The 18401-nt window shown below is 59.2% G+C and carries 21 protein-coding genes; 20 read left to right on the top strand and 1 reads right to left on the bottom strand.

Going from position 1 to position 18401, the window contains the following annotated elements:
• Positions 1-9 precede the first annotated feature (9 nt).
• Positions 10-888 (top strand): 50S ribosomal protein L11 methyltransferase, encoded by an 879-nt coding sequence (locus GS620_RS13425; RefSeq protein WP_171117480.1) that lies wholly within the window; start codon positions 10-12, stop codon positions 886-888.
• A gap of 89 nt (positions 889-977) precedes the next feature.
• Positions 978-1334: a hypothetical protein gene (locus tag GS620_RS13420; protein WP_253283929.1), complete on the top strand. Its 357-nt coding sequence runs from the start codon at positions 978-980 to the stop codon at positions 1332-1334.
• A 101-nt stretch (positions 1335-1435) separates the two neighbouring features.
• On the opposite strand, the gene GS620_RS13415 is transcribed toward GS620_RS13420, so the two are convergent.
• Positions 1436-1651 (bottom strand): DUF1127 domain-containing protein, encoded by a 216-nt coding sequence (locus GS620_RS13415; protein ID WP_171616310.1) that lies wholly within the window; start codon positions 1649-1651, stop codon positions 1436-1438.
• 333 nt (positions 1652-1984) lie between these two features.
• On the opposite strand from GS620_RS13415, the gene ruvC reads away from it, so the two are divergent.
• The 18 genes from ruvC to GS620_RS13325 all read left to right on the top strand — a co-directional run bounded on the left by ruvC (position 1985) and on the right by GS620_RS13325 (position 18399).
• Complete coding sequence (gene ruvC, locus GS620_RS13410) at positions 1985-2482, top strand: crossover junction endodeoxyribonuclease RuvC (RefSeq protein ID WP_171616308.1); 498 nt, start codon at positions 1985-1987, stop codon at positions 2480-2482.
• Positions 2479-3156 carry a Holliday junction branch migration protein RuvA gene (gene ruvA, locus GS620_RS13405; RefSeq protein WP_171117485.1) on the top strand — a complete coding sequence of 226 codons (678 nt, stop codon included), beginning with the start codon at positions 2479-2481 and terminating at the stop codon, positions 3154-3156. Before ruvC ends, ruvA begins: the two co-directional genes overlap by 4 nt.
• Before the next feature lie 4 nt (positions 3157-3160).
• Positions 3161-4180, top strand: coding sequence for a Holliday junction branch migration DNA helicase RuvB (ruvB, locus tag GS620_RS13400; RefSeq protein ID WP_171616306.1), 1020 nt, complete (start codon positions 3161-3163; stop codon positions 4178-4180).
• A 63-nt stretch (positions 4181-4243) separates the two neighbouring features.
• Complete coding sequence (locus GS620_RS13395; RefSeq protein ID WP_171616304.1) at positions 4244-4867, top strand: hypothetical protein; 624 nt, start codon at positions 4244-4246, stop codon at positions 4865-4867.
• Positions 4864-5247 carry a tol-pal system-associated acyl-CoA thioesterase gene (gene ybgC, locus GS620_RS13390; RefSeq protein ID WP_171205628.1) on the top strand — a complete coding sequence of 128 codons (384 nt, stop codon included), beginning with the start codon at positions 4864-4866 and terminating at the stop codon, positions 5245-5247. The genes GS620_RS13395 and ybgC overlap by 4 nt, the downstream gene beginning before the upstream one ends.
• Positions 5248-5357: 110 nt before the next feature.
• Entirely contained in the window at positions 5358-6053 is a 696-nt protein-coding gene (gene tolQ, locus GS620_RS13385) for a protein TolQ (protein WP_152457225.1), read from the top strand.
• A gap of 2 nt (positions 6054-6055) precedes the next feature.
• Positions 6056-6532, top strand: a complete 477-nt coding sequence (gene tolR, locus GS620_RS13380; RefSeq protein WP_152457226.1) for a protein TolR — start codon at positions 6056-6058, stop codon at positions 6530-6532.
• A gap of 9 nt (positions 6533-6541) precedes the next feature.
• Positions 6542-7645: an energy transducer TonB gene (locus tag GS620_RS13375; protein WP_171616302.1), complete on the top strand. Its 1104-nt coding sequence runs from the start codon at positions 6542-6544 to the stop codon at positions 7643-7645.
• Positions 7642-8961: a Tol-Pal system beta propeller repeat protein TolB gene (tolB, locus tag GS620_RS13370; RefSeq protein ID WP_171616300.1), complete on the top strand. Its 1320-nt coding sequence runs from the start codon at positions 7642-7644 to the stop codon at positions 8959-8961. The genes GS620_RS13375 and tolB overlap by 4 nt, the downstream gene beginning before the upstream one ends.
• A gap of 72 nt (positions 8962-9033) precedes the next feature.
• Positions 9034-9540, top strand: coding sequence for a peptidoglycan-associated lipoprotein Pal (gene pal, locus GS620_RS13365; protein ID WP_152457229.1), 507 nt, complete (start codon positions 9034-9036; stop codon positions 9538-9540).
• Positions 9541-9544: 4 nt separating this feature from the next.
• Entirely contained in the window at positions 9545-10369 is an 825-nt protein-coding gene (ybgF, locus tag GS620_RS13360; RefSeq protein WP_152457230.1) for a tol-pal system protein YbgF, read from the top strand.
• Positions 10360-11619: a tRNA lysidine(34) synthetase TilS gene (gene tilS, locus GS620_RS13355; protein WP_371808346.1), complete on the top strand. Its 1260-nt coding sequence runs from the start codon at positions 10360-10362 to the stop codon at positions 11617-11619. Before ybgF ends, tilS begins: the two co-directional genes overlap by 10 nt.
• A gap of 75 nt (positions 11620-11694) precedes the next feature.
• Positions 11695-13611, top strand: coding sequence for an ATP-dependent zinc metalloprotease FtsH (gene ftsH, locus GS620_RS13350; protein WP_152457232.1), 1917 nt, complete (start codon positions 11695-11697; stop codon positions 13609-13611).
• A 97-nt stretch (positions 13612-13708) separates the two neighbouring features.
• Positions 13709-14305 (top strand): MOSC domain-containing protein, encoded by a 597-nt coding sequence (locus GS620_RS13345; protein WP_171616296.1) that lies wholly within the window; start codon positions 13709-13711, stop codon positions 14303-14305.
• A 144-nt stretch (positions 14306-14449) separates the two neighbouring features.
• Positions 14450-16126: a formate--tetrahydrofolate ligase gene (locus GS620_RS13340; RefSeq protein ID WP_171117501.1), complete on the top strand. Its 1677-nt coding sequence runs from the start codon at positions 14450-14452 to the stop codon at positions 16124-16126.
• A gap of 60 nt (positions 16127-16186) precedes the next feature.
• A complete protein-coding gene (locus GS620_RS13335) occupies positions 16187-16492 on the top strand; it encodes a chorismate mutase (protein WP_152457235.1) in 306 nt (101 codons plus the stop codon).
• A 53-nt stretch (positions 16493-16545) separates the two neighbouring features.
• Complete coding sequence (gene folD, locus GS620_RS13330; protein WP_171205634.1) at positions 16546-17436, top strand: bifunctional methylenetetrahydrofolate dehydrogenase/methenyltetrahydrofolate cyclohydrolase FolD; 891 nt, start codon at positions 16546-16548, stop codon at positions 17434-17436.
• 342 nt (positions 17437-17778) lie between these two features.
• The gene (locus tag GS620_RS13325; RefSeq protein WP_253283928.1) at positions 17779-18399 is read left to right on the top strand and encodes a LytTR family DNA-binding domain-containing protein; all 621 of its coding nucleotides are present in this window, start codon (positions 17779-17781) and stop codon (positions 18397-18399) included.
• Positions 18400-18401 lie beyond the last annotated feature (2 nt).

Here is an 18401-nt window from a genome sequence, read left to right as displayed (position 1 = left end):
GAGGCCCCAATGCCCACATTCACCGCACTGACGACGCTGACAGGTAAGAAGGCCGCCGAAGGTCTGGGCGAGGCGATGGAACGTCTGGAGCCAGAGCCAACCGGCGTTGGTGTGTTCGAAGTCGAAGACGGTTCCGGCCTGTGGGAGGTCGGCGGATATTTCACCGAAGCCCCCGACGAGACCGCACTGGCGGTTCTGGCCGCGGCATTCGACGCCAAACCGTTTGTTGTTTCAGAGCTGCCGGAAACCGACTGGGTTGCGCATGTACGGCGCGAGCTTGCGCCCGTCGAGGCGGGGCGTTTCTTTGTCTATGGAAGCCATGATGCCGACAAGCTGCCCGAGGGCCGCATTCCATTGCTGATCGAGGCCGCAATGGCCTTTGGCACCGGCCACCATGGTACGACGTTGGGGTGCCTCAAGGCCTTTGACAGATTGCTGTACGAAGGGTTCACCGCGACGAAAGTGGCGGATATCGGCTGCGGCACCGCCGTTCTGGCCATGGCCGCAGCCCGGGTTTGGGACGGCGACATCATTGCCAGTGACATTGATGAAGTGGCCGTTGACGTGGCCGAAGCCAACCTCAAGGCGAACGGGATGTCCGGTGCCGTACGGTGCGTGGAAGCCGCTGGTTTCGATCACCCCGATCTCAGGGCGCACGCGCCCTATGACCTGATCTTTGCCAATATTCTCAAAGGTCCTCTGGTCGCCCTCTCGCCGGAAATCGCGGCGAATCTGCGTCCCGGAGGGTATGCAATCCTGTCGGGGATCCTCAACGAACAGGCCGATGATGTGGTGTCCGTTTATTCTCAAAATGAATTCAATCTTACCCATAGGGATGAGATTGGTGAATGGACGACCCTAATCTTAATGAAACAGGGCGCAAACTAGGCCATTTGCAGGAGTTTTGTGGAATTTTGCCACGTTTTTGTCGTAATCTCTTTTTACCGTTTTCTGACTGAAGTCGAGGGGGGCGGTTTTTGGAGGCTGCCATGACGGGTAAACAACTGGAGTTCACTCAGCGCGTTAATCGCCTGAACAAAAAACATCAAAAGATGAGCCGTGGCTATCGCGCGACGATGCGCAAGGATGGTCTGGTCGTCATGAAGCCGCAGCGGGTAAGCTCGGCAGTGCCGGCCAGGGTGCTGTTGCTTACGCTTCTGAGTGTTGTGGCGTTCAAGGCGTTTCTTTTGTCCAGCCTTGGCCCGACCGGATACCAATATCGGATCGACAGTTTAAACGAAGGCACATCGGTCGAAAAAGCAGGTGCCTGGGTGATGCAGATTGACCCGGTGTCACAGGCGATTGCCGCCCAACTCAACAAGATTATGTACTGAATCTCGGTTTTCGGAAAAAAACACCGCGTGCCTGGGGCGCGCGGTGTTTCTGTTTGCCCCTCAAGGGAGGAAGTAGGGGCGAATGCGAGTGGTGGTCGGTATTACCGGCGACCTTGAGCGATGGCGTCGATGTCGCCACGGCACAGGCCGATATCTTCCAGTTCACGATCGCTCAGACCGGTCAGCGCGTTGCGGGTAACGCGGGCGTCATTCCATTCGATGGCGGCGTTCACGGCCGATACGAAAAATGCGCCGATACGGCCAACGAGGCCGAACGAGCCAGTGGAGGCGAAGCGGGTGGTGTCCAGTGCAGCCATATCCTGTTTCCTTCTGGTTGGTGTTCATTTTGCAGTCTTGCGATCTGCCCGGCATCTAGTGCCGCCAAATCGCCCGCACAAGTTCAGTTTTTGCATGTGTCCTATGCGTTTCCTGCAACGCTCCAAAAGGCTGTAATCCCCTTAAATAATTGGTGAAAACGCGTTCACAAAAGTGTCGAATTCAGACTTTTTGAAGTCGCAATTGGCGTGTTGAGTCGCCTATGGGACAGGTGTGTCGTTTTCAGGCCTTGGGTCAATTCGCTTGGAAAATGTTCACGCTTCGTGCTAGGCGTTGAAAAAAGATCACAGAACCCGAGCAGGCCGAGGCAAAACATGCGAATTCTGGGCATTGATCCGGGGCTTAGGACCCTGGGGTGGGGCGTCATCGAATCAAATGGCAGCCGCCTGAGCCACGTGGCCAACGGTTTGTGCAAGTCGGATGGGGATGATCTGGGTGAGCGGCTGTTGTCTCTGCATAACCAGATTGTCGAAGTCATCGCCGATCACCAACCGGACCAGGCGGCCATCGAACAGACCTTTGTGAACAAGGATGGTGCCGGTACGCTCAAACTGGGTCAGGCGCGAGGCGTGGCGTTGCTGACGCTGGCACAGGCCGGATTGCCGGTGGGGGAATACGCCCCGAACCGGGTCAAGAAAACGGTCGTGGGTGTCGGGCACGCGGAAAAGGAGCAGGTGTTGCACATGGTCAAACTGCAATTGCCCGGATGTGAGCCCAAGGGCGCGGATGCAGCAGATGCTCTGGCGATTGCGATTTGCCATGCCTACTACGGCAAGACCCAGCAGGCGCGTGTGAAAGAGGTGCGGGCATGATCGGAAAACTCACCGGAAGGCTGGACTATCGCGCGGCAGATCATGTGCTGATCGATGTCCGGGGTGTGGGCTATATCGTCTATTGTTCCGACCGGACCATGGCGGCATTGCCGGGCGTGGGCGAGGCGGTTTCGATTTATACGGACATGGTCGTGCGCGAAGACCTGATGCAGCTTTATGGCTTTCTTTCGCTGGTCGAGAAGGAATGGCACCGGCTTTTGTGCTCGGTTCAGGGGGTCGGAGCGAAAGTCTCTCTGGCGATCCTCAGCGCGCTGGGGCCGGACGGTGTCAGCCGCGCAATCGCGCTGGGAGATTGGGCGGCGGTCAAGGCGGCGAAAGGTGTGGGCCCGAAAACGGCGCAGCGGATCGTTCTGGACCTCAAGGACAAGGCGCCGGGCGTGATGGCCATGGGTGGCACCTTGACCGATGCGATGGATGGCCCTTCGATCGAAGTTGTAGAGCCTGTCGAGGCAGCGCCTGCTCGGAAGCAGACGCCAAAACCGGCCTCTGGGGCCGCCGCGGCGTCCGCGGGTGCGCTGTCTGCCTTGTCTAATCTGGGTTATGGGCCATCGGATGCAGCAGCCGCGGTTGCCGAGGCGGCCGCCAACAACCCGGATGCAGACGAAGCGGGTCTGATTCGTGCCGCGCTGCAATTGCTGGCTCCGAAAGGCTGAATGAATGGTAGACGCTGATCCCACTGTGCGCCCCGATCCATTGCCCGAGGACAACGACCGCGCATTGCGCCCGCAGGGCTTGGATGAGTTCATCGGTCAGGCCGAGGCACGCGCCAATCTGCGCATCTTCATCCAATCCGCCCGCCAGCGGGGCGAGGCGATGGATCACACGTTGTTCCATGGCCCTCCGGGGTTGGGCAAGACGACGCTGGCGCAGATCATGGCGCGTGAACTGGGGGTGAATTTTCGCATGACGTCCGGGCCGGTTCTGGCGAAAGCGGGCGATCTGGCTGCGATCCTGACCAATCTCGAAGCGCGGGATGTCTTGTTCATCGACGAAATCCACCGCCTGAACCCGGCGGTGGAAGAGGTGCTTTACCCCGCGATGGAAGATTTCGAGCTTGATCTGGTGATCGGCGAGGGGCCCGCTGCGCGAACCGTACGGATCGAGTTGCAACCCTTCACGCTTGTCGGGGCCACGACGCGCATGGGTTTGCTGACCACACCTTTGCGCGACCGGTTTGGTATTCCAACCCGGTTGCAGTTCTACACCGTGGACGAACTGCATGAGATCGTAACCCGAAACGCGCGGAAACTCGGCGCTCCGGCGGATGATGAGGGCGCACGCGAGATTGCGCGCAGGTCGCGCGGGACACCGCGCATCGCCGGACGTCTGCTGCGCCGGGTGGTGGATTTCGCCATTGTCGAAGGAGATGGGCGGATCACCCGCGAACTGGCTGACGGAGCCTTGACGCGGCTGGGTGTGGACCATTTGGGACTGGATGGTGCGGACCGCCGGTATCTGAAACTGATCGCCGAGAATTATGGTGGTGGTCCTGTCGGGATCGAAACGATGTCAGCCGCCTTGTCTGAAAGCCGGGACTCGCTGGAAGAAGTGATCGAGCCCTTTCTGTTGCAACAGGGGTTGATCCAGCGAACACCGCGTGGGCGGATGTTGGCGCAAAAGGCCTGGACGCATCTGGGCATGACTGCACCCAAACGGCAAAGCGATCTGTTCGGTTGAAGCTTGCGCTTGGAAATTTTATGCCTTCGGCGAGAGTATTTTCGAAAAGATGAAGGCCTGACCGTGACACCGGAAGAAATTGAGGCGCTGTTCACGCGCGAAAGCGGTGAGTTTCTGTTTGCCCGTTGGGGACGACCCATCGTGCCGATTGTGTTTGGCGTTGAAGACGAAACGCTGTCCACTGTGAAGGGCGCCTTCGAGGCGGTTGTCACCTTGGCCGGTCACAAAATGGCCGAAACCGACCCCGAACTTGGTGCCAACTGCATGGTCTTCTTCTTCCGGGATTGGCAAGAGCTGCTGGACGTGCCGGATCTTGATCGTCTGATCCCGGATCTGGCACCGTTGGTCGGGCGCTTGGTTGAAGCGGATGCAAACCAGTACCGCATTTTCCGGTTCGAAGAAGACGGCGCGATCCGTGCGGCTTTTGTTTTTCTTCGCATGGACAAGCAGTTGTCCAAGGTACCGGCGGAAACGCTGGCGCTGAGCCAGGTGGTGCAGACCATCCTGCTTTGGTCCGATACTGCGTTTCGGACGCAATCTCCGCTGGCCGTGGCGGGCGAAATGACGATCCTGCGCCCCGATATTGCTGCGTTGATTCGGGCTGCTTACGATCCGGTTTTACCGGGTTCGGCGCAGGATGCGTCTCATGCGCTCAGGTTGTTTGCCCGGTTGGAGCCACTGCAATGAAACATACCTATCCGGTTCGCGTTTATTATGAAGACACCGACATGGGCGGCGTCGTCTATCACGCGAACTATCTGCGGTATATCGAACGTGCGCGTTCGGATTGGGTGCGCAATCTGGGCAATGACCAGAACGCGATGCGGGAAGAGGGCATTGTTTGGGTCGTGCGGCGGGTCGAGGCCGATTACCTTTCGCCCGCCAGGTTCGACGACGAACTGATCGTCGAAACCGAAGTTACGGAAATCTCGGGTGTGCGGCTGACCATGGCGCAGCTGGTCCGGCGCGGCGAGACCGAGATTTTTCGCGCCTCGGTCACTGCCGTTTGCATCAACAAGGATGGCAGGCCGATCCGGCTTCCGGCAGAGATTCGCGCATTGATGTAACAATTTGCGGGTCACGGGTGGTTCTGTTGGCATTTCAGCCCCAACTGCGTTAGCGTTTGGCAAAACAAGGCCAAACAAACGGCCGTCAGGCAAAAACAAAGAGCAGGTTCATGGAAGCTGAAACGCTGGCGCTGGCGCAGGAGATCGATTTCTCCATGTGGGGGCTGTATGCCCGCGCGACCTTTATCGTCAAATTGGTGATGTTGATGCTGATCGGTGCATCAATCTGGTCCTGGGGCATCATCATCCAGAAGCTGATCAATTACCGCGCGGCCCGTCGCGAGGCGCAGGCATTTGACGAGAGCTTCTGGTCCGGCAACCCTTTGGACGAGCTGTTCGAGCAGATCGGAACCCAGCCGGATGGCAGTTCTGAAAAGATTTTTGCTGCTGGAATGATCGAATGGCGCAGGTCGCACCGAAATGATGGCGGATTGATTGCCGGAGCGACCGCGCGGATAGACCGGTCCATGGATGTGGCCATAGCGAAAGAGGCAGAGACCTTGCAGAAAGGTCTGCCCATCCTGGCCACGGTTGGATCGACTGCGCCGTTCATCGGCCTGTTTGGTACGGTCTGGGGCATCATGAATGCGTTTATAGAAATCGCCGAACAGCAGAATACCAACCTGGCGGTCGTGGCCCCGGGTATTGCCGAGGCACTATTGGCAACGGGGCTTGGCCTTCTGGCCGCGATCCCGGCGGTTATTTTCTACAACAAGCTCAGTGCAGACTGTGACCGCATCGTGGGCGGCTACGAAGCCTTTGCCGACGAGTTCGCGACCATCCTGTCGCGCCAGTTGGACAGCTGACAATGGGCGCGGCGGTTCAGCAATCCTCGGGTGGAAACGGGCGCAGACGCGGTCGGCGTCGCGGTCGCGCGCAACCCATGGCCGAGATCAACGTGACACCGTTTGTGGATGTCATGCTGGTTTTGCTGATCATCTTCATGGTGGCCGCGCCATTGCTGACCGTCGGTGTTCCGGTAGATCTGCCCAAGACCGCCGCCAGTGCTTTGCCCGGTGACAATGAAGAACCGTTGACCGTGACCCTGACGGCAGATGGACGTGTGCAGATCCAGACAACAGACGTGTTGCGCGAGGAACTGATCGGCAAGCTGCGGGCCATCGCCGCTGAGCGGAGCAGTGACCGGGTTTTCCTGCGCGCCGATGGCGCGATTCCTTACGCGCAGGTCATGCAGGTCATGGGCGCGCTGAACGCGGGCGGGTTTTCCAACGTTGGGCTTGTGACCGATACGGGCGGGCCGACGCTGGACGAAGGTGGAGAGTGAGGGCGCACGGTGGATACCGGCACCAAGATTTCGGCGATTGCGCATGTCAGCCTGATCGGAGTGGCGCTTTTCGGCGGCACCTTCCGGTCCGAGCCTTTGCCGATGGCCGTACAGGATGTGTCCGTGATCACCGCTGAACAATTCGCGGCCATGACGGCCCAGCGGGATGCGCCTGAGATCCTAGAGGTGCCGGCGGCATTGCAACAACCGCCCGAACCACAGGCTGATAGCACGCCGCCAGAACCTGTGGTCGAGGAACAGCCCCGCCCTGAACCCGTCGTGCCTGCCGAACCCGAACCCGAGCCTGCGCCCGTTATCGTCGAAGCACCGCCGGAACCGGACGTGCCGGATGAACTGCCGGTATTGACAGAGCCCGAGGTCGAACCTGTCGCACAGCCGGTGCCTCCGGGACCCGAGGCGCAGCCGCGCCCGTCCGACCGTGTTGCCCCCGAGGCCATAGCGCCACCACCGCCCGAGGCAAAACCGGATGATTTCGAAACGCCGCCCGTTTCACTGGATGAGGGCGCCGAGGTTCAGCAGGAACAACAGGATCAGACCGCGCCGGAAGAAGCGGCCCCCGAGATCGTGACCGAGGCAGAGGAAACCAAAGAGCAGTCTCCGCTTACGTCTCCGCGACCGCGGGTGCGTCCGAACCGCCCAAGCCCACCGCCCGAACCCGTTGTGGCAGAGACGCCCGAGGCGGCACCTGAACCTGACGCGCAAGCCGACGAGGCCGCGATCAATGACGCTCTGGCCGAAGCCTTGGGCAGTGGAACCCAGCCATCCGGCCCACCACTGACCAGCGGCGAGAAGGACGCGATGCGATTGGCCGTGTCCAAGTGCTGGAATGTGGGCTCTTTGTCTACGGATGCACTGAGTACTGTGGTCGTTGTGGCTTTTTCGCTAAACCGTGATGGTACGGTTGTGGATGGCAGCATTCGGATGCTGGACAGTTCTGGTGGGTCTGCTGGCGCGGCCAATCAGGCCTATCAGGCCGCCCGGCGCGCGATTTTGCGCTGCGGGGCCAGAGGATATGACTTGCCTGCTGACAAATACGCTCATTGGCAGGATGTTGAGATTACATTCAATCCCGAGAGGATGCGGATCAAATGATGAAACTTCTGACCAGCCTCTTTGTCGGCCTGACGCTGATGTCTACGCCGGTTCTTGCACAGAACAGTCCCCTGCGGCTGGAATTGGACCAGGGCATTATCGAACCATTGCCCTTTGCGGTGCCGAACTTTGTTCCCGATGGCCCGTCAGCGGCGCAATATGCACAGGACATCTCGCGCGTGGTGGCGGCTGATCTGACAGGAACCGGGTTGTTTCGCGAGATCTCTTCGGATGCCTTCATCAGTCGGGTCAGCAGCTTTGAGGCTCCGGTTCAGTTCGCCGATTGGAAAGCGATCAATGCCGATGCGCTGATCACGGGGGCAGTCAATGTTTCGGGCAAGAACCTCACGGTTCGATTCCGGGTCTGGGATGTGTTTTCGGGTCAGGAGCTGGGCAATGGGTTGCAATTGGCAGGCACCACCGAGGGCTGGCGGCGCATGGCCCACAAAGTGGCCGATCAGGTGTACAGCCGGATTACAGGCGAGGGCGGATATTTTGACAGCCGCGTGGCCTTTGTTTCGGAAAGTGGGCCGAAAAACCAACGCCTGAAACGTCTGGCGATCATGGATTACGATGGGGCGAACGTGCAGTACATGACCGACAGTGCGGCAATCGTTCTGGCGCCGCGCTTTTCACCCAATGGCGATCGGTTGCTTTACACCAGCTATGAAAGCGGCAGCCCGCGCATCTATGTTCTGGATGTGGGGCGCGTCAAACGGCAGGAGTTGAAGACGCAGGACGGAACCATGAGCTTTTCGCCCCGCTTTTCGCCGGATGGCCGGTCGATCGTGTATTCCTTGATTCAGGGCGGAAACACGGATCTGTGGAAAATGGATCTGGCGTCGGGGCAAAGCACTCGTCTGACCAACACGCCAGCGATTGAGACCGCCCCCAGCTATTCGCCGGATGGCAGCCGGATCGTGTTTGAAAGCGACCGTTCGGGTACACCTCAGCTGTACGTGATGCCCGCGAATGGCGGTGAGGCCACGCGGATCAGCTTTGGCTCGGGTCGTTATGGCACGCCGGTATGGTCGCCGCGCGGCGATCTGATTGCCTTTACCAAGCAAAATCAGGGCCGCTTCCACATCGGGGTGATGCGCACGGACGGATCAGAGGAACGCTTGTTGACCGCCTCGTTTCTGGACGAAGGCCCGACCTGGTCGCCCAATGGCCGCGTCATCATGTTCACCCGTGAAACGCAGGGCGCCAGCGGCCGGGCCTCGCTATATTCGGTGGATATCTCGGGCCGCAACCTGCGCCCGGTGCGTACACCGGATGGCGGCAGTGATCCGTCATGGGGCCCACTACAGAATTGATCGCAGCAAAGTTCACAACGAATCGTCCCTGTGGTAGACAGGCGGCAACAATCAAAACACGAGGCACTTGAAATGAATGTATTGAGCAAAGTCCTGGCGTTGGGCGCGCTGAGTGTGATCGCCGCCTGTACGAACAATGACCCATCCGCCTTGGGCGGCAGCGGTGCCGGCGGCACAGGCGCAATTGTACCGGGCTCGCCCAGTGACCCGCGTTCGCCTGCGTATTTCCAGCAGACCGTCGGGGATCGTGTTCTGTTCGCCGTGGACCAGTCCACCCTGACACCACAGGCGCAGACCGTGTTGCAAGGGCAAGCGGACTGGCTTCTGGCCAATCCGGATTTTGTTGCCACGATCGAAGGTCACGCGGACGAGCAGGGTACGCGCGAGTATAACCTTGCGCTGGGTGCGCGTCGCGCAAATGCCGCTCGTGAGTATCTGATTTCGCGTGGTGTTGCTGGCAACCGTCTCAAAACCGTCAGCTACGGCAAGGAGCGCCCAATCGAGATTTGCAGCGTTGAGGAATGCTATTCCAAGAACCGCCGCGCAGTGACTGTGCTGACCGGATCAACACTGGGGTAAGACAATGCGTATGGCAGGATGGGTATTGGCGGCGGTCATGGCGACAGCCGGTGTTGCACAGGCACAGGATCAGCAAACCCTGGCCGACATACGTCAGGAGCTGACGGTGCTGCATGTGGAAATTCAGCGCCTGAAGCGCGAGTTTTCCACCACAGGATCGCCAGCGCCAAACTTGTCCGGCAGTTCGGTTCTTGAACGGGTTGACGCCATTGAAGCGGAACTGCAACGCCTGACCCGTCAGACCGAGCAGCTGAACCAGCGTGTGCAAAACATTGTCTCGGACGGCACCAATCGCATCGGAGATCTGGAGTTCCGCCTGTGCGAGCTTGAGGCAAACTGCGAGATTTCAGGCGAACCGACCAGCACACTGGGCGGAGAGGGCACAGATGTAGGTACGGCCGTTATCACGCCTGCCACGCCATCCCAAACCGATCAGGGTGAACTGGCCGTGGGCGAGCGGGCGGATTTCGACGCGGCATCGCAAGCACTGGCCGATGGGGATTACCAGACTGCGGCTGATTTGTTTGCGCAGTTTGATACGAACTATCCCGGCAGCCCCCTGGCGCCCGAAGTGAATCTGAAACGTGGTCATGCGCTTGAAGGCCTTGGCGACACCCGCGAAGCGGCACGGGCGTTCTTGGCAAGCTTTACCGGAGATTCCGAAGGAGCGTTTGCCCCCGAGGCCCTGTTCGAGTTGGGCGCGGCGCTGGGGCGTCTGGGGCAGACCGATCAGGCCTGCATCACGCTCAATGAAGTTGGCGTGCGCTTTCCATCCGCACCGGCGTTTGCGGATGCGACGCAAGAGATGTCTGCGCTGGGGTGTTCTTGAACCGTCACAGCGAAAACCTGCTTGCAGAGCTTCGCGCCCGGCTTCCCGAAAGGCTTCCGCCTAAACTGGGCGTGGCGGTCTCGGGCGGTGGGGATTCCGTCGCGTTGATGCATCTTTTGCATCAAGTCGCCCAAAACGAAGAGATCGCCCTTTTTGTGGCCACGGTCGATCACGGCTTGCGCCCCGACGCAGCGCAGGAGGCCGTGACAGTTTCGCGCCAGGCCGCTGCTTTGGGGCTGCCGCATGACATTTTGCATTGGGCGGGTTGGGACAGATCGGGCAATGTTCAGGATGAGGCCCGCAAGGCGCGTTACAGCCTGCTTGCCGGTTGGGCGCAACAGCGCGGAATCGACGCTATCGCGTTGGGGCACACGGCGGATGATCAGGCAGAAACGTTGCTGATGCGATTGGGTCGTTCATCAGGTGTTACGGGACTGTCCGGCATGTCGGCAAGCCGGCAATGGGAAGGTGTGACATTGCTGCGGCCAATGCTGGGGATCACACGCAAGGATCTGAGAACCTACCTGACCGGTATCGGCGCAACATGGGTCGAAGATCCGTCGAATCAGGACCCTCGTTTCGACCGGATCAAGGCACGAGAGGCCGTGTCCGGCCTCAAGCCACTGGGAATTGACGCGCTTTCATTGTCGCGAGTAGCCGAAAATCTGGCGCAGGCCCATGCAGCCCTGGGTGTGTTTGCGCAGGAATCCGCACGGAATGTCGCCCAAGTCGAACAAAGCGACGTGAAGGTGGACAGGGCCGGTTTTGCCGCATTGCCCAAGGAAATCCGACGCCGCGTGTTGCTTGGATGTCTTGTCTGGATCGCAGGGCTGGGATATCCCCCGCGTCAGGCGGCGGTCGAGCAGGCCATGAAGGCCATAATCGACGGGCGGGCAGGGTCGCTCAGCGGTTGCCTGTTGGTCCCGGAAGGGATGAGTGTTTGGATTTGCAGGGAATTCAAGGCCGTGGAGGCTCGGATTTCAGCACCTGACGAAGTTTGGGATAGCAAATGGGTCTTGACCGGGCCCGAGATTTCCGGTGCCGAGATCCGCGCTCTGGGTGAAGACGGGCTGCGACAGATGCCCGAATGGCGCGAAACGGGCCGGCCCAGGCTGGCCTTGAGCGCGACGCCCGCAGTCTGGAAGGGGGGCGCGGTGCTGGCCGCTCCGCTTGCGGGATTTGCGAACGGATGGCGCGCGGACACGACGCCGGAATGGCCCGAGTTCTACGCATCTTTTTTATCGCATTGAACATACCACAATCCTCTCTATTTTAAGAGGTAACTTGGCAGCTCCTCACCTGCCGGAACTTTTGGGAGAATTTCCTTGGGCAACGCTCGCAATATCGCGTTTTGGGTCGTTCTGTTTCTGCTGATCCTTGCACTGTTCAATCTGTTCAGTGGACCGGGCGGAACGCTTCAGAGCAATGAAAGAACTTATTCCGATTTCGTCGGCGCCGTGCAAAGCGGTGAAGTCAAGAACGTGACGCTGGACGGCGAACAGATCCGCTATACGACCGAAAGCGGTGCGACTTACGTCACGATCAAACCCGGCGACGCCGAGGTCACCAAGCTTTTGATCGATGAGAACATCCCGGTTCAGGCGGTCAAGCAACAGCAGTCGGGCTTCCAGTCTTTCCTGATCACGCTCTTGCCGTTCCTGCTGCTGATCGGTGTCTGGGTCTATTTCATGAACCGGATGCAGGGCGGCGGCAAAGGCGGTGCGATGGGCTTTGGCAAGTCGAAGGCCAAGATGCTGACCGAAAAGCATGGCCGCGTCACATTTGACGACGTCGCGGGCATCGACGAAGCCAAGGAAGAGCTGGAAGAGATCGTCGAATTCCTGCGCAATCCACAGAAGTTCAGCCGCCTTGGCGGCAAGATCCCGAAAGGCGCGCTGCTGGTCGGTCCTCCGGGTACTGGTAAAACATTGCTGGCCCGCGCCATCGCGGGTGAGGCAGGCGTTCCGTTCTTCACCATTTCGGGGTCCGACTTCGTCGAGATGTTTGTCGGCGTCGGTGCATCCCGTGTCCGGGACATGTTTGAACAGGCCAAGAAGAATGCGCCTTGCATCGTCTTCATCGACGAGATCGACGCGGTGGGTCGCCATCGTGGCGCTGGATACGGCGGTGGTAACGACGAACGCGAACAGACCCTCAACCAGTTGCTGGTTGAGATGGACGGGTTTGAGGCCAACGAAGGCGTGATCATTCTGGCGGCTACCAACCGTAAAGACGTTCTGGATCCCGCGCTGCTGCGTCCAGGCCGTTTTGACCGCAACGTGACCGTTGGTAACCCCGACATCAAAGGCCGTGAGAAAATTCTGGGCGTGCACGCACGTAAGACGCCTCTGGGCCCCGATGTCGATCTGCGCATCATTGCGCGCGGTACGCCGGGCTTCTCGGGGGCCGATCTGGCGAACCTCGTGAACGAGGCTGCGTTGATGGCCGCCCGCGTGGGTCGCCGCTTTGTCACTATGGAAGATTTTGAGAACGCCAAGGACAAGGTGATGATGGGGGCCGAGCGCCGCTCGATGGTGCTGACGCAGGACCAGAAGGAAAAGACAGCCTATCACGAGGCGGGGCATGCCGTTGTCGGCCTGACCCTGCCGTTGTGCGATCCTGTCTACAAAGCCACGATCATTCCGCGCGGTGGTGCGCTGGGTATGGTGGTTTCGCTGCCTGAAATGGATCGCCTGAACTACCACCGTGATGAGTGTGAGCAAAAGCTGGCCATGACCATGGCCGGCAAAGCCGCCGAGGTTATCAAATACGGTGAAGACCACGTTTCGAACGGCCCGGCCGGGGACATCATGCAGGCCAGCCAGTTGGCGCGTGCCATGGTGATGCGCTGGGGCATGTCGGACAAGGTCGGTAACATCGACTATGCCGAGGCGCACGAAGGCTATCAGGGCAACACCGCAGGGTTCTCGGTGTCGGCGCATACGAAAGAGCTGATCGAAGAAGAGGTGAAACGCCTTATCCAGCAGGGTTATGAGCGCGCGCACCAGATTCTGACCGAACAGCGCGAAGAATGGGAACGCTTGGCGCAGGGCTTGCTTGAATACGAAACCCTGACGGGTGATGAGATCAAGCGTGTCATGAATGGTGAATCACCCACCGAGGATGATGATGAAGGCGACAAGCCGGATGAAGGCAGCGCGCCCAGTGTCACGGCCATTCCCAAGACAAAGGCCAAGAAATCTCCGCCCGATGGCGGGATGGAGCCCGAACCTACCGCATAGTCAAAATAGACCCGGCGCATAGTCCGGGTCTTTTTTCTTTTCATCGGTGTTTTGCCGGGCAATATGCACGCAAGAAAAAGAGCGAAAAGGGAAGGCTATGCCATTTTTGCGTGAAACCGAGTTTGCCGCCGAAGCGGTCTGGCTTGGCCATGTCTCTGCGGGAACCTCTTTACGGGCCAAGGCTGTTGACACGCTGGATCTGGGTTTTGACGGCGTGAAGGGTGAACGCCACGAAGGCCTCAATCGGGCGTCCTGTGTCAGGGTCTCGAACCTTTACCCGAAAGGCACTGAAATTCGAAACGTGCGTCAGCTTTCAGTTTTGTCCGAGGAGGAATTGCAGCAAATTGCGCAGGACATGGGGTTGGATCAGCTTGACCCGTCCTGTCTTGGGGCTTCCATTGTGCTGCGTGGGATCCCGGATTTTTCGCATATCCCCTCGTCTTCACGTCTTCAGGCAACGAGCGGGGCGACGATAACGGTGGACATGGAAAACGCCCCTTGTGTTCTGCCGGGGCGCGAGATCGAAGCGGATCAACCGGGGCATGGCACGGCTTTCAAACCCGCGGCGGTCGGGCGTCGGGGCATCACCGGATGGGTTGAACGTCCGGGGCGCATTCAACTGGGGGACCGGCTGAAACTGTTTGTTCCCGATCAACCTGCTTGGGCTTGGGAAAACGGGCTTGTTTCCGATTAGAAACCCCTGAAACGAACTTACGACGCTTCGCGACGCCAGAATGTCGGAATCCATGGCTATCGGGATTGTACACAAGGGTATGGAATGCACAGCGCCGACGCCCCGCGTCGGTTTTGCACGGTATTCAATCAAGGACCCCGGCCAATGAGCTACAAATCCGATATCGAAATCGCCCGCGAAGCGAACAAAAAGCCGATTCAGGAAATCGGTGCCAAGATCGGCATCGACTCTGCGGATCTGCTGCCTTACGGCCATGACAAGGCGAAGGTTAGCCAGAACTTCATCAACTCGGTTCAGGACCGCGAAGACGGCAAGCTGATCCTGGTGACTGCAATCAACCCGACCCCGGCAGGTGAGGGCAAGACCACGACCACAGTGGGTCTGGGTGACGGTCTCAACCGCATCGGCAAGAACGCGATGATCTGTATCCGCGAAGCCTCGCTTGGCCCGAACTTCGGTATGAAGGGCGGCGCCGCGGGTGGCGGTTATGCGCAGGTCGTTCCGATGGAAGAGATGAACCTGCACTTCACCGGTGACTTCCACGCCATCACTTCGGCTCACTCGCTGCTGTCGGCGATGATCGACAACCACATCTATTGGGGTAACGAGCAGGAGATTGACACCCGCCGCGTCGCATGGCGCCGTGTGGTCGACATGAACGACCGTGCCCTGCGTCAGATCACAGCTTCACTGGGTGGTGTATCGAACGGCTTCCCGCGTGAGGCGGGTTTTGACATCACCGTAGCGTCCGAAGTCATGGCGATCCTCTGTCTGGCGAACGACCTGAAAGACCTGGAAAAGCGTCTGGGCGACATCATCGTTGCTTACCGCCGCGACAAATCTCCGGTCTACTGTCGCGACATCAAGGCCGAAGGCGCAATGACCGTTCTGCTGAAGGACGCGATGCAGCCGAACCTGGTGCAAACGCTGGAAAACAACCCGGCCTTCGTCCACGGCGGCCCGTTCGCGAACATCGCGCATGGCTGTAACTCGGTCATCGCGACCAAGACCGCTCTGAAAGTCGCCGACTATGTCGTGACCGAAGCCGGTTTCGGTGCGGATCTGGGTGCCGAGAAGTTCATGAACATCAAATGCCGCAAGGCGGGCATTGCCCCGTCGGCAGTTGTTCTGGTTGCGACCGTGCGCGCGATGAAGATGAACGGCGGCGTTGCCAAGGCCGATCTGGGTGCGGAAAACGTTGAGGCCGTCAAATCAGGCTGTGCCAACCTGGGCCGTCACATCGAGAACGTGAAGTCGTTTGGCGTGCCGGTTGTCGTCGCCATCAACCACTTCGTCACCGATACCGATGCCGAAGTTCAGGCGGTGAAAGACTATTGCGGCGAGCACGGCGTCGAGGCGGTTTTGTCGCGTCACTGGGAGTTGGGTTCCGAAGGGTCTGCGCCGTTGGCCGAGAAAGTCGTCGAAATCGTCGAAGGTGGCACCGCGAACTTCGCACCGATCTACCCCGACGATATGCCTCTGTTCGAGAAGATCGAAACCATCGCCAAGCGCATCTACCGCGCTGACGAGGTTCTGGCTGACAACAAGATCCGCAACCAGCTGCGTGAATGGGAAGAAGCCGGATATGGCAACCTGCCGGTCTGCATGGCCAAGACGCAGTATTCCTTCTCGACCGACCCATCGCTGCGCGGTGCACCCACGGGCCATTCGGTTCCGGTGCGCGAGGTACGCCTGAGCGCGGGCGCGGGCTTCATCGTGGTCGTTTGCGGCGAGATCATGACCATGCCTGGTCTGCCCCGCAAGCCGGCTGCCGAAACCATCTGCCTCAATGACGCAGGTGAGATCGAGGGCTTGTTCTAAGCCGCCGAATAGGACATCTCGTGGTCCGGGGATTCATTCCCGGGCCATGAGGAGATGACGATGCCCACTCTGATACCGCCTCAGAACTGTAACACGATGCAGGAGCTGCGGGCTGAGATCGACAAGCTGGATCGCCAACTGATCGAAATGTTGGTAACGCGCGCGACATATATTGACCGCGCGTCGCAGCTGAAACCGGGCGAGGGCCTTCCGGCCCGTATCCCGGAACGTGTCGAAGAGGTGGTGCAACGCGTGCGTGCAAGTTCGGACGCGCTGGGGATGGACCCGGATCTGGCCGAGAAGCTATGGCGCATATTGATTGACTGGTCGATTGCACGCGAAGAGCGCGTGATTGGCACCGACTGACTGACCGGGCGTTCTGTGCGCCCGATCCGTTTTTTGAAAGAAGGGATCGAAGTATGGTAGCTCAGGTTATCGACGGTAAGGCCTTTGCCGCAAAAGTGCGCGGTCAAGTTGCCGATCAGGTCGCAAAGCTGAAAGAAGAAAACGGCATCACCCCCGGCCTGGCCGTGGTTCTTGTGGGCGAAGACCCAGCCAGCCAGGTTTATGTCCGTTCGAAGGGCAAAATGACCGTTGAAGTCGGCATGAATTCATACGAGCACAAGCTGGACGTCGATACATCCGAGGAAGATCTGCTGGCGCTGATTGACAAGCTGAACAACGACCCGGCCGTGCATGGCATTCTGGTCCAGTTGCCGTTGCCCAAACACCTGAACGAGGATCTGGTGATCAACTCGATCGACCCGGCCAAGGATGTGGATGGCTTCCACATTTCGAACGTGGGCCTGCTGGGCACCGGTCAGAAGTCGATGGTGCCCTGCACCCCGCTGGGTTGCCTGATGATGCTGCGTGACCACCACGGTTCGCTTTCCGGCATGGACGCCGTTGTGATCGGTCGCTCGAACATTGTGGGTAAACCGATGGCGCAGCTGCTGCTGGGCGATAGCTGCACCGTGACCATCGCACATTCGCGCACCAAGGATCTGCCGGACGTCGTACGCCGCGCCGACATCGTCGTGGCTGCCGTGGGGCGTCCGGAAATGGTGCCGGGTGACTGGATCAAGGAAGGCGCGACCGTGATCGATGTAGGCATAAACCGCATCGAACGCGACGGAAAGAACAAGCTGGTCGGGGATGTGGACTATGCCAGCGCGTCCCAGCGTGCTGGCGCCATCACTCCGGTTCCGGGGGGTGTAGGTCCGATGACCATTGCATGCCTGTTGGCCAACACTTTGACTGCGTGCTGCCGCGCCAACGCTCTGCCCGAACCAGAAGGTTTGACGGCGTAAGGTAATCTGGTCGGGTCGATCTTGTCGGCCCGGCACATTCCTCGGTTGTGCATGACTTCGCGGGACAATCATCGGACGCTCCAGTCAATTTGCCCTGAATGGGTTTGACAGCTTAAAAAATCGTGATATCCCTGTATTCCCAGTTGGTTACAGGTAAGGTGCTTCAGTGCTTGTCGTGCTAAGGTTGAATTTTGTTAAGTCATGCACAAAAGCGGTATGACGTCTGGGATAAACACTATTCGGAATGCTTGCACCCCACAGCGAGTGACGGCGGGCCTTGTCTTTCTTCCATTGCTTGCCTACGCGTTTCCTCCGTTTCTGGTCGCGGATCTGAGCTTCGGTTTGCGTCTTCTTTTCTGGACCGGGGTGATGGTTCTTGCCCTGACAGTCACCGGGTTGGCGCGCAACTTGATGCAAAAAAACCCCGTTCTGTTGAATGTTCCCGTCCGTGATCTGGCATTCGCGGCACTGATCCTGGTTCTGTTCACGCCGTCCCTTTGGATGTTGGCATGGATCCTGTTCACCTGCGGAGGTCACATGGCACCAGGCGCCCAGACCGTCGCGGTATATGGGGTCCTGTTTGCAACGGGTTTGGTTCTTGTGCAACGCAATGATCTGAACCCATTGATGGCCTCGACACCTGAAACCGAGAGGCCGCGTCTGATCAGGCGTCTGCCGCCTGACTTCCATGGTCAAATCCATCGTTTGACGGTCAGGGATCACAATGTGGATATTGTCACTTCGGAAGGCACGTTCACGGTCCGCTCGCGCTTTACGGACGCAATTGCCGAGATGGAGCCGGTTCCCGGACACTGTTCGCACCGTTCACATTGGGTGGTGGACGCGTCCATCGTTGGGGTTGAAAAATCGGGGGGCAAAACCTTTTTGCGCCTGACGAACGGCGATCTGGTTCCAGTAAGCCGCAAGTACAAACCGAAGTTGGAAGAAGACGGGTTGATCTGAAC

The organism is Ruegeria sp. HKCCD6428, assembly GCF_013110595.1.
In the GTDB taxonomy this organism is placed as follows: Bacteria; Pseudomonadota; Alphaproteobacteria; order Rhodobacterales; family Rhodobacteraceae; genus Ruegeria.
Note: the sequence above shows the minus strand (reverse complement) of the source record. Positions and strands in the feature narration are given on the sequence as shown.

Excerpts from the sequence above, each read along its gene's own strand:
- GS620_RS13425 (WP_171117480.1), top strand. The coding sequence starts at position 10 with ATGCCCACATTCACCGCACTGACGACGCTGACAGGTAAGAAGGCCGCC.
- GS620_RS13415 (WP_171616310.1), bottom strand. The coding sequence starts at position 1,651 with ATGGCTGCACTGGACACCACCCGCTTCGCCTCCACTGGCTCGTTCGGC.
- ruvC (WP_171616308.1), top strand. The coding sequence starts at position 1,985 with ATGCGAATTCTGGGCATTGATCCGGGGCTTAGGACCCTGGGGTGGGGC.
- ruvA (WP_171117485.1), top strand. The coding sequence starts at position 2,479 with ATGATCGGAAAACTCACCGGAAGGCTGGACTATCGCGCGGCAGATCAT.
- ruvB (WP_171616306.1), top strand. The coding sequence starts at position 3,161 with ATGGTAGACGCTGATCCCACTGTGCGCCCCGATCCATTGCCCGAGGAC.
- ybgC (WP_171205628.1), top strand. The coding sequence starts at position 4,864 with ATGAAACATACCTATCCGGTTCGCGTTTATTATGAAGACACCGACATG.
- tolQ (WP_152457225.1), top strand. The coding sequence starts at position 5,358 with ATGGAAGCTGAAACGCTGGCGCTGGCGCAGGAGATCGATTTCTCCATG.
- tolR (WP_152457226.1), top strand. The coding sequence starts at position 6,056 with ATGGGCGCGGCGGTTCAGCAATCCTCGGGTGGAAACGGGCGCAGACGC.
- tolB (WP_171616300.1), top strand. The coding sequence starts at position 7,642 with ATGATGAAACTTCTGACCAGCCTCTTTGTCGGCCTGACGCTGATGTCT.
- pal (WP_152457229.1), top strand. The coding sequence starts at position 9,034 with ATGAATGTATTGAGCAAAGTCCTGGCGTTGGGCGCGCTGAGTGTGATC.
- ybgF (WP_152457230.1), top strand. The coding sequence starts at position 9,545 with ATGCGTATGGCAGGATGGGTATTGGCGGCGGTCATGGCGACAGCCGGT.
- GS620_RS13345 (WP_171616296.1), top strand. The coding sequence starts at position 13,709 with ATGCCATTTTTGCGTGAAACCGAGTTTGCCGCCGAAGCGGTCTGGCTT.
- GS620_RS13340 (WP_171117501.1), top strand. The coding sequence starts at position 14,450 with ATGAGCTACAAATCCGATATCGAAATCGCCCGCGAAGCGAACAAAAAG.
- GS620_RS13335 (WP_152457235.1), top strand. The coding sequence starts at position 16,187 with ATGCCCACTCTGATACCGCCTCAGAACTGTAACACGATGCAGGAGCTG.
- folD (WP_171205634.1), top strand. The coding sequence starts at position 16,546 with ATGGTAGCTCAGGTTATCGACGGTAAGGCCTTTGCCGCAAAAGTGCGC.